This is a genomic window from Acidovorax sp. (assembly GCF_034519795.1).
In the GTDB taxonomy this organism is placed as follows: domain Bacteria; phylum Pseudomonadota; class Gammaproteobacteria; order Burkholderiales; family Burkholderiaceae_C; genus Acidovorax.
In genome coordinates this window covers 336,187-345,461 of record NZ_JAXHOB010000001.1, presented here as the reverse complement: position 1 = coordinate 345,461, position 9,275 = coordinate 336,187, and the positions used below count along the sequence as shown (strand labels likewise).

Below are 9,275 nucleotides of genomic sequence, written 5' to 3'. Positions count from 1 at the left end.
GATGGCAGATTCGCTCAAGACACGTGTCGGCCGCATCATTGCCGGCAGCGTGCATGCGCTGGTGGACCACCTGGAGAACCATGCCCCGCTGGCGGTGATGGAGCAGTCGCTGCGCGAGGCCGACACCGTGATCGGCGAGGTGCGCCACGAGCTGGGCCGCACCAGTGCCAACCGGCACCTGGCCCAGCAGCAGCATGCCCACCTCAACGGGCAGCACGGCAAGCTCGCCGAGCAGATCGACCAGGCCCTGGCCGCCGGCCGCGAAGACCTGGCGCGCGCCGCGGTGGCGCGCCAGCTCGACATCGAGGCGCAGATCCCGGTGCTGGAGACCACGCTGGCCGACTTCGCCCGGCAGGAGAGCGAACTCACAGGCTACGTGGCCGCCCTGCTGGCCAAGCAGCGCGAGATGGCCGACGCGCTCGAAGGCTTTCGCCAAAGCCGCGCCAGTGCAGCGCAAGCCCCAGCAGCCCCCCCGGGCAGCGCCGCCAGCCGCATGGACGCCGTCACCGGCGCCTTCGACCGCCTGTACGCACGCCAGACCGGCCTGTCGGGCACCGACCGCAGCCACACACTGGACCAGGCCGCCAAGCTCAAGGAGCTCGATGAGCTGGTGCGCGAGCACAAGATCGCCGAGCGCATGGCGCGCCTGAAGACGGGCCAGCCGTGATCACCTCGCTGTTCACCGCCCCGGAGACCTGGCCCTTCGGCGTGGCCTTTGCGCTCATCGTCGGCATCGCGCTGATCGAGGGCCTGGGCATGCTGGTCTCGCTGAGCCCGAGCAACTGGCTCGATGACCTGCTGCCCGATATCGACGGCGATACCGGGCTGGACCGGGTGCTGGGCTGGCTGTACATCGGCAAGGTGCCCTCGCTGGTGCTGCTGGTGCTGTTCCTCACGGGCTATGCCATCTTCGGCTACAGCCTGCAGAAGGTGGCCCACGGCCTGCTGGGCGGCTACCTGCCCGTGTGGCTGGCGGGCCTGGTGGCCGTGGCACCCGGCATGGCCACGGTGCGCAGCCTGGGCGCGCTGATCGCCCACATCATCCCGCGCGATGAAACCTCGGCCGTGAGCGAGATGTCGCTGATCGGGCGGGCCGGCATTGTCTCGGCCGGGGCCGCGCGCCGGGGCCTGGCCGCGCAGGCGCGGGTGCGCGACGCCCACGGCCGCACCCACTACCTGATGGTGGAGCCCGACGTGGACGACGAGGTCTTCGACGAAGGCGCGCAGATCCTCATCGTGCGCAAGGCCGGGGCCTTCTACCGCTGCATTGCCAACCCGCATCCGGGCTTGATGTAGCCGCAGATTCCCATCACCATACCAACACCAACCGAGGGAGCCACCGAGAAATGACCAACCTGTTCGAACTGGGCGTAATCGCCGCCATTGCCCTGCTGGCGCTGCTGACCATCGGCATCGTCCTTGCGCGCCTGTACAAGCGCTCCACCAAGGAGACCGCCTTCGTGCGCACCGGCCTGGGTGGCCAGAAGGTCATCATGGATGGCGGCGCCATCCTGCTGCCGGTGTTTCACGAGCGCGTGCTGGTGAACATGAACACCCTGAAGCTCGAAGTGGTGCGCCGCGCCAAGGAAAGCCTGATCACCAAGGACCGCATGCGCGTGGACGTGACGGCGGCCTTCTTCGTGCGCGTCAAGCAGACCGAAGAGGCCGTGAGCATCGCCGCCCAGACCCTGGGCGCGCGCACCATGAGCCCTGAGGAGCTCAAGGCGCTGGTGGAAGACAAGTTCGTGGATTCGCTGCGCGCCACGGCCGCCACCATGACCATCCAGGAGCTGCAGGACAAGCGCCGGGATTTCGTGCAGGCGGTGCAGAACGCCGTGGCCGAAGACCTGGAGAAGAACGGGCTGGAGCTCGAGTCCGTGTCGCTGACCAGCCTGGACCAGACCGACAAGCAGTTCTTCAACCCCAACAACGCCTTCGACGCCGAGGGCCTGACGCGCCTGACGGAGCAGACCGAAGCCCGCCGCAAGCAGCGCAACGACGTGGAGCAGGACACCGAAGTGCAGGTGCGCACCAAGGACCTGGAGGCCACGCGCCAGAAGCTCACCATCGAGAAGGACCAGGAGTTCGCCTCGCTGTCGCAAAAGCGCGAGATCGAGAACACCCGCGCCGAGCAGTCCGCGCTGATCGCCACGCAGCAGGCCGAGCGCAGCCGCGAGGCCGAGGCCTCCAAGATCGAGGCCGAGCGCCAGGTGAGTCAAAAGCGCATCGAGGCCGAGCGCGAGATCAAGGCCGCCGAGATCGAGAAAAACCTGGTGATCCAGACGCGCGAGATCGAACTGGAGCGCCACACCGAGACCAAGCGCGCCGAGCAGCGCAAGCAGGTGGAGATCGCGCGCCAGGACACGCAGATCGCGATCGCCAACAAGTCGCGCGAGCAGTCGGACGCCGATGCCGCCGCCAACCTGGCGCGCGCCGAGGCCGTGAAGGCCGAGGAAGCCGTGAACACCGCGCGCCAGGTGGCCGTGGCCGAGCGCGACAAGAACATCCAGCTGATCGAGGCATCGAAGGACGCCGAGCAGAGCGCCATCTCGGTCAAGGTCTCGGCATCGGCCGAGAAGGAAGCGGCCCTGGACCGCGCCGAGGCCATCACCATCGAAGCCCGCGCACGCCAGGCGGCGGCCCTGGCCGAGGCCGAGGGCAAGCGCGCATTGAACGAAGCGCTCAACACGCTGTCGGCCGCCCAGGTGGACCTGCAGGTGCGAACCCTGCTGCTGCAGCAACTGCCGCTGATCATCCAGCAGGCCGTGCGCCCGATGGAGAAGATCGACTCGATCCGCATCGTGCAGGTCGGCGGCCTGCCCGGCGGCGCGGGAGGCCAGGGCACGGGGCAGCAGGGCGGCAGCGGGTCCCAGGGCACCTTCCCCGAGCAGGTCATGAACTCGGCCCTGCAGTACCAGATCGCCAAGCCCATCGTCGACGCAGTGATGAAGGACGCTGGCCTGTCCAACGAAGGCATCACCGGCCTGGCGCACAGCCTGGCCGGCATGCTGGGCAGCCCGCCGCAGGCCGCGCAGGCGCCTGCCGGCCACGCCGCAGAGTGAGCCTCCGGCCCCACGCGGCATAGCACGGCCTGGCGGGCCCCACCGCCAGCCTGCGTGGCTTGTGCGCCACGCAGGGCCCTGCCGCCCCGGCCGCCCTGGCCACGGGCGTGGCAGACTCGGGCACCATGCTTCTCCTGCTCGGCTCCCTGTTGAACTTCATCTTCACGCTGCTGCTCCCTGTGCTGGGACTGGCACTGACGGGGGCCTTGCTGGTGTATGCCGCCTACGTACGCTTCGTGGACATTCCACAGAAATGGATGCTCACCCGGCGCGCGCTGCAGGTCCTCTGCGCCGTGGCCGTGCTGTGCCATGCGCTGATCGTCCTGAAGTGGTACCTGTCCGTTCGCACAGAGCAGGCGCGGCAGGACGGTGCCCTGGTGCGCGCCAGCCGGGAGCGCTTCGTGCTGCCCGCGGATTTCCAGTACGGTGAACTGCTCATCCCGGCCGGTAGCCTCATCAACCGCAGCGACCCCTTCGACAAGGGCGAGCCGGGCAAGCCGGTTGCGCTGCATGGACTGGAAGCCGTGCGCTTTGCGCAGCCCGTGGAGATTGCCGGCGCCTGGGTCAGCGCGCTGCAGACCACGCCGCTGCGCCTGGAACTGGCGCAGGACCAGACGCTGGGCCCCGTCTACCGCTTCGACAGCAACACCCAGGGCTGGGTGGAGCACAAGCTGGTGCCCGCCTTGGCCTGCCGCAAGGGGCAGATGGCGGTGTTCCAGGTGCCCCCCATTGCCTACGATGTGCAGGCGGAAGTCGGCAAGCCCGCGCCCGATGGCCCCGACGCGCGCTTTCGGCCCAGCGAATGGCTGCTGCGCGCCTGCGAGAACGGCCCGGCCATTGCCGTGCAGCCCGCACATGCGGCAGCCAGCGGCGCGGGCCAGTGACCCCCGTGTTCAGCGGTTGAGTTCAGCCAGTCGTTCGGGGGTGCCCACGTCGGTCCAGCGTCCCGTGTAGAGCGAGGCGCCCACGCGGCCCGCGTCCATGGCCCGCCGCAACAGCGGCGCCAGCGGCGCCTTCACCCCGCCCGGGTTGCCCACGGGGATGTCGCACCATGGCGTGAAGAACAGCTCGGCATGCAGCAGCGCGATGGTGCTGTAGGTATAGCGCGGCGCCGGGTCATCGGCCGGCAGGTTCAGCGCCAGGCCTTCGGGCGACAAACCGAAATCGCCGCGCGGGTGGTGCTCCGGGTTGGGCACCAGCCACAGGTGGGCCAGTTGCCGGCTGGCTTTGAAGGCCTGCACCGCCCGGGCATCGAACACGAAGTCCGGCACATACACGTCCCCGGCCGCGAGCCAGAAAACATCGGACTCCACCAGCGGCAGCGCGCGCGCGATGCCGCCTGCCGTCTCCAGCGCGCCGCCGAAATCACGGCCCTCGCGCGAATAGGCGATCTCGATGCGGTGGTTGCCCCGGCGCGAATGGTGCGTGCCGAAGGTGGTGCCGCAGTGGGCTTCGATCTGCTCGCCCAGCCAAGCGGTGTTGATCACCACCTCGCCCACGCCGGCCTCGGCCAACGCCTGCAGGTGCCACATCAGCAGCGGCTGGCCTTGCACCGGCAAGAGGGGCTTGGGCGTGGAGTCGGTCAGTGGCCGCATGCGCTCGCCACGGCCGGCGGCCAGCAGCAGGGCGGGTACCTGGGCGGCCGCGCTCATGCTGCCACCCCATGGGAGACGGCCCCACGCTGCAGCGCATGGCGCTGCACGCGGGTGGGCTCGAACAGCGCCAGCAACGCATCCATGAGCGCGCGCGCCCGGCCCGAATGGTCGGCGCCGAAGTTGCAGACATAGACGTCGAGCGTCACGGCGCGCTGCTCGGGCCAGGTGTGCACGCACAGGTGCGACTCGGCCAGCAGCACCGTGGCCGTGACCCCACCGGGCCCCTGGGCGGTGGCCGGGAAACCATGGAACAGTTGGCCCACGGGCTGCAGGCCCGCAGCGCGCACGGCGTCCGTGCAGGCGCGGCCCAGGGCGGCGGGATCCAGCAGCCATTCGCAGGCGCAGCGGCAACCATGGAGATCAGCGGTGAGGTGCAGTCCTTGCATCAGCCGCACTGTAGTGCATCGGCTGCCGGCCCGGGCGCAGGAACGTGTTTACCGCCATGGAAACAGGCGCTCGGGCGGGCACCGGTAAAATAGCGGGTTTCCCCTGAACCTCCCCCCACCCGGAGCCGCTCTTTCCATGGCCAACACCCTGCAAAACCAACCAATGGCAAACGCGATCCGCGCGCTGGCCATGGACGCCGTTCAACAAGCCAACTCCGGCCACCCCGGCGCCCCGATGGGCATGGCCGACATGGCTGTGGCCCTGTGGGGTCGCCACCTCAAGCACAACCCGACCAACCCCCAGTGGTTCGATCGCGACCGTTTCGTGCTGAGCAACGGCCATGGCTCCATGCTGCTGTACGCGCTGCTGCACCTCACGGGCTACGACCTGCCGATCGGCGAGCTCAGGAACTTCCGCCAGTTGCACAGCAAGACAGCCGGCCATCCCGAAGTGGGCATCACCCCCGGCGTGGAAACCACCACTGGCCCGCTGGGCCAGGGCATCACCAATGCCGTGGGCTTCGCGCTGGCCGAGAAGCTGCTGGCCTCCGAGTTCAACCGTGATGGCCATGCCGTCGTGGACCACAACACCTACGTCTTCCTGGGCGATGGCTGCCTGATGGAAGGCATCAGCCATGAAGCGGTGTCGCTGGCCGGCGCCTGGAAGCTCAACAAGCTGATCGCCCTGTACGACGACAACGGCATCAGCATCGACGGCCAGGTGGCCCCCTGGTTCGCCGACAACACGCCGCTGCGCTTCGTGGCCAGCGGCTGGAACGTGATCGGCCCCATCGACGGCCACGATGCCGAGAAGGTGGCCACGGCCATCGCCGACGCCAAGAAGCAGACCGAGCGCCCCACGCTGATCGTCTGCAAGACGCATATCGGCAAGGGGAGCCCGAACCGCGCCAACACTGCCAAGGCCCACGGCGAACCCCTGGGCGCCGAGGAAATCGCGCTGACGCGTGAAGCCCTGGGCTGGAGCCACGAGCCTTTCACGATCCCCGAAGACGTGTACGGCGCCTGGAATGCCAAGGACACCGGCCAGGCCGCAGAAGCCAGCTGGAACGAGCGCTTTGCCGCCTACACCACCGCCTTCCCTGAGCTGGCCGCCGAGCTCACGCGCCGCATGCAGGGCCAGTTGCCCGCCAATTTCGCCCAGGTGGCTGTGGACACCGTGGTCGCCGCCCACACCAAGGGTGAGACCGTGGCCAGCCGCAAGGCCAGCCAGTTGGCACTGGAGGCCTTCACCGCTGCCCTGCCCGAACTGCTGGGCGGCAGCGCCGACCTGACCGGCTCCAACCTCACCAACACCAAGAGCACGCCCAACCTGCGCTTCGACATGCAGGGCAACGTGGTGCAGACCGAAGTGGCCGAAGGCCAGAAGATCGGCGGGCGCCACATCAACTACGGCGTGCGCGAATTCGGCATGGCCGCGATCATGAACGGCATCGCGCTGCATGGTGGCTTCATCCCCTACGGCGGCACCTTCCTGACCTTCAGCGACTACAGCCGCAACGCCATCCGCATGGCCGCGCTGATGAAGCAGCGCGTGATCCACGTGTTCACGCACGACTCCATCGGCCTCGGTGAAGACGGCCCGACCCACCAGTCGGTGGAGCACGCCGCCAGCCTGCGCCTGATCCCCAACCTGGACGTGTGGCGTCCCGCCGATACGGCCGAAACCGCCGTGGCCTGGAGCGTCGCGCTGACCAACAAGGACAAGCCGACCGCTCTGCTGCTGTCGCGCCAGAACCTGCCTTATGCACCCAAGCGCGACTTGGGCGACATCAGCCGCGGCGCCTACGTGCTCAGCGAGCCCGCCGACGTGGGCCTCAAGAAGAAGGCCGTGGCCGTGATCATCGCCACCGGCTCCGAAGTGCAATTGGCCCTGAAGGCGCAACGCCTGCTGGCCGACCGCAAGATCGCCGTGCGCGTGGTCTCCATGCCCAGCACCACCACCTTCGACCGCGAAGAGGCCAAGTACAAGAAGTCTGTGCTGCCCGCCGGCATCCCCCGCGTGGCGGTGGAAATGGGTGTCACCGACGGCTGGTGGAAGTACGGCTGCGCCGCCGTGGTGGGCCTGGACACCTACGGCGAATCGGCACCGGCACCGGTGCTGTTCAAGCACTTCGGCTTCACCGAAGAGAACGTGGCTGCCACCGTGCAGACCGTGCTCAAGGGCGGCCGCTGACAGGACACGGCGGAGCAGGAACGTAACATTGTGCAAATATGCAGAGGTTTCGCGTGACTTACAGCACGTTGCGGCCTCTTTGCATGCTTGACGCCGTTACATGTGACCGGCACGCTTGGCGTCTTCATTGACTTTCCTTCCAAGGAGCTGCCATGACCCCGACCCTGTTCACCCGCAAGACCCTGGCCACTGCCGCCCTGCTCTCGCTGGCCTGTCTTTCGGCCCACGCCCAGTTGGAGATCACCGATCCGGCGGCAGACCATAACTTCGGCAAGATCCCGCTCAATGCCGAGTTCGCGACACAGTATTTCTCCGTGTTCAACCGAGGAGGCTCTGCGGTGCAACTGGGCAAAGTGATCTCCAGCGGCGCCGGGGTCTCGACCTGCGCGGGCATCGGTTGCCCCGTCATCTCGCCCACGGACTTCCTGATCCCTGCGGGCTCGGACGGCTGCAGCAACGCCGTTCTGCAACCGGGCCAGGGTTGCTCGACGCTCGTGAGCTTCTCTCCCAAAGAGCCTGGTGCGCGGATATCCGAGTTGGTCATCCCCCTGAGCAACGGTGCGCCCGGCACGACGCGCATCATGCATGGCACGGGCGTCTCCAAGCCTCTGGACTGCGTGCTCGACTGGGCCGAGAAGAGCTTCCCGCAGCTGCTGACCACGCCCACCGGTACGGCCACCGTGTCGCCCTTCCACCTGCGCTGCTACGCCAACGGCACGATGTGCCTGGGGGCCGACACGGCCGTGCCCACCTTCGACCAGCCCAGTGTCTACTTCTACCAGACGCAGCCCACACCTTCGGTGCAGCGCCTGGGATACCTCTCGACATTCGCACAGGCGGCGCAATGTCAACCCTGATTCCTTAACGTTTGGAGAACCTTGGAAATGACGATCAAGATTGGCATCAACGGCTTTGGCCGCATCGGCCGCAACGTGCTGCGCTCCGCCATCCAGAATTTCAGCGACATCGAAGTCGTTGCGATCAATGACCTGCTGGAGCCCGAGTACCTGGCGTACATGCTGCAGTACGACTCGGTGCATGGCCGCTTCAAGGGCGAGGTGTCGGTAGAGGGCAATACCCTGATCGTCAACGGCAAGAAGATCCGCCTGACGCAAGAGCGCGACCCCGCCAACCTCAAGTGGAACGAGGTCGGCGCGGACGTGGTGATCGAATCCACCGGCCTGTTCCTGGACAAGGTCACGGCCCAAAAGCACCTGGATGCCGGCGCGAAGAAGGTCATCCTGTCGGCGCCTTCGAAGGACGACACCCCCATGTTCGTGTACGGCGTGAACCACACGAGCTACAAGGGCGAGGCCATCGTCTCCAACGCGTCGTGCACCACCAACTGCCTGGCCCCCGTGGCCAAGGTGCTCAACGACAAGTGGGGCATCAAGCGCGGCCTGATGACCACGGTGCATGCGGCCACCGCCACGCAGAAGACGGTGGACGGCCCCTCCAACAAGGACTGGCGCGGCGGCCGCGGCATCCTGGAAAACATCATCCCATCGAGCACCGGCGCTGCCAAGGCCGTGGGCGTGGTGATTCCCTCGCTCAACAAGAAGCTCACCGGCATGTCCTTCCGCGTGCCCACCAGCGACGTCTCCGTGGTCGACCTGACCGTGGAACTGGAAAACGCCGCCACCTACGAAGAGATCAAGGCCGAGATGAAGGCCCAGTCCGAAGGCGCGCTCAAGGGCGTGCTGGGCTACACCGAAGACAAGGTGGTGGCTACCGACTTCCGCGGCGATACCCGCACCTCCATCTTCGATGCCGACGCCGGCATCGCGCTCGATGGCACCTTCGTGAAGATCGTCAGCTGGTACGACAACGAATGGGGCTACTCGAACAAGTGCCTGGAAATGGTGCGCGTGGTGGCCAAGTAAGCCGCCCTCGCTACTGACAAAGGCCGGCCGCCCACAGGGGTGGCCGGCCTTTTTCAATGGTGCCTGCGGCCTCAAGCGCCACAGTGCAGCGCCCG

9 protein-coding genes are annotated in these 9,275 nt (G+C 67.4%); 7 read left to right on the top strand and 2 right to left on the bottom strand.

The genetic code is table 11. The features are described from left to right. Nucleotide 1: 1 nt before the first annotated feature. From U5N23_RS01605 to U5N23_RS01590, 4 genes are all read left to right on the top strand, one after another. On the top strand, nt 2-667 hold the full coding sequence (locus tag U5N23_RS01605) for a PspA/IM30 family protein (RefSeq protein WP_322591128.1): 666 nt from the start codon (nt 2-4) through the stop codon (nt 665-667). Then, nucleotides 664-1,296, top strand: coding sequence for a YqiJ family protein (locus U5N23_RS01600; RefSeq protein ID WP_322591127.1), 633 nt, complete (start codon nt 664-666; stop codon nt 1,294-1,296). The genes U5N23_RS01605 and U5N23_RS01600 overlap by 4 nt, the downstream gene beginning before the upstream one ends. A 50-nt stretch (nt 1,297-1,346) precedes the next feature. Further along, a complete protein-coding gene (locus U5N23_RS01595; RefSeq protein WP_322591126.1) occupies nt 1,347-3,062 on the top strand; it encodes a flotillin family protein in 1,716 nt (571 codons plus the stop codon). A 125-nt stretch (nt 3,063-3,187) separates the two neighbouring features. Further along, nucleotides 3,188-3,946, top strand: a complete 759-nt coding sequence (locus U5N23_RS01590; protein WP_322591125.1) for a hypothetical protein — start codon at nt 3,188-3,190, stop codon at nt 3,944-3,946. A gap of 9 nt (nt 3,947-3,955) precedes the next feature. Here the strand turns inward: U5N23_RS01590 and U5N23_RS01585 are convergent, their stop codons facing one another. Then, complete coding sequence (locus U5N23_RS01585; RefSeq protein WP_322591124.1) at nt 3,956-4,714, bottom strand: nucleotidyltransferase family protein; 759 nt, start codon at nt 4,712-4,714, stop codon at nt 3,956-3,958. Beyond that, nucleotides 4,711-5,103, bottom strand: coding sequence for an S-adenosylmethionine decarboxylase (locus U5N23_RS01580; protein WP_322591123.1), 393 nt, complete (start codon nt 5,101-5,103; stop codon nt 4,711-4,713). Before U5N23_RS01580 ends, U5N23_RS01585 begins: the two co-directional genes overlap by 4 nt. 136 nt (nt 5,104-5,239) lie before the next feature. Between U5N23_RS01580 and tkt the strand changes: the two genes are divergently transcribed. The 3 genes from tkt (at nt 5,240) to gap (ending at nt 9,180) form a co-directional block, all read left to right on the top strand. Beyond that, a complete protein-coding gene (gene tkt, locus U5N23_RS01575) occupies nt 5,240-7,297 on the top strand; it encodes a transketolase (RefSeq protein ID WP_322591122.1) in 2,058 nt (685 codons plus the stop codon). 152 nt (nt 7,298-7,449) lie between these two features. Then, nucleotides 7,450-8,154, top strand: coding sequence for a hypothetical protein (locus tag U5N23_RS01570; RefSeq protein ID WP_322591121.1), 705 nt, complete (start codon nt 7,450-7,452; stop codon nt 8,152-8,154). A gap of 27 nt (nt 8,155-8,181) precedes the next feature. Continuing rightward, nucleotides 8,182-9,180: a type I glyceraldehyde-3-phosphate dehydrogenase gene (gap, locus tag U5N23_RS01565; protein WP_322591120.1), complete on the top strand. Its 999-nt coding sequence runs from the start codon at nt 8,182-8,184 to the stop codon at nt 9,178-9,180. Nucleotides 9,181-9,275: the final 95 nt, after the last annotated feature.

What these genes read in the sequence shown, in the direction of transcription:
- U5N23_RS01590 (WP_322591125.1), top strand. Translation starts at nt 3,188, where the DNA reads ATGCTTCTCCTGCTCGGCTCCCTGTTGAACTTCATCTTCACGCTGCTG.
- U5N23_RS01605 (WP_322591128.1), top strand. Translation starts at nt 2, where the DNA reads ATGGCAGATTCGCTCAAGACACGTGTCGGCCGCATCATTGCCGGCAGC.
- tkt (WP_322591122.1), top strand. Translation starts at nt 5,240, where the DNA reads ATGGCCAACACCCTGCAAAACCAACCAATGGCAAACGCGATCCGCGCG.
- U5N23_RS01585 (WP_322591124.1), bottom strand. Translation starts at nt 4,714, where the DNA reads ATGAGCGCGGCCGCCCAGGTACCCGCCCTGCTGCTGGCCGCCGGCCGT.
- gap (WP_322591120.1), top strand. Translation starts at nt 8,182, where the DNA reads ATGACGATCAAGATTGGCATCAACGGCTTTGGCCGCATCGGCCGCAAC.
- U5N23_RS01570 (WP_322591121.1), top strand. Translation starts at nt 7,450, where the DNA reads ATGACCCCGACCCTGTTCACCCGCAAGACCCTGGCCACTGCCGCCCTG.
- U5N23_RS01595 (WP_322591126.1), top strand. Translation starts at nt 1,347, where the DNA reads ATGACCAACCTGTTCGAACTGGGCGTAATCGCCGCCATTGCCCTGCTG.
- U5N23_RS01580 (WP_322591123.1), bottom strand. Translation starts at nt 5,103, where the DNA reads ATGCAAGGACTGCACCTCACCGCTGATCTCCATGGTTGCCGCTGCGCC.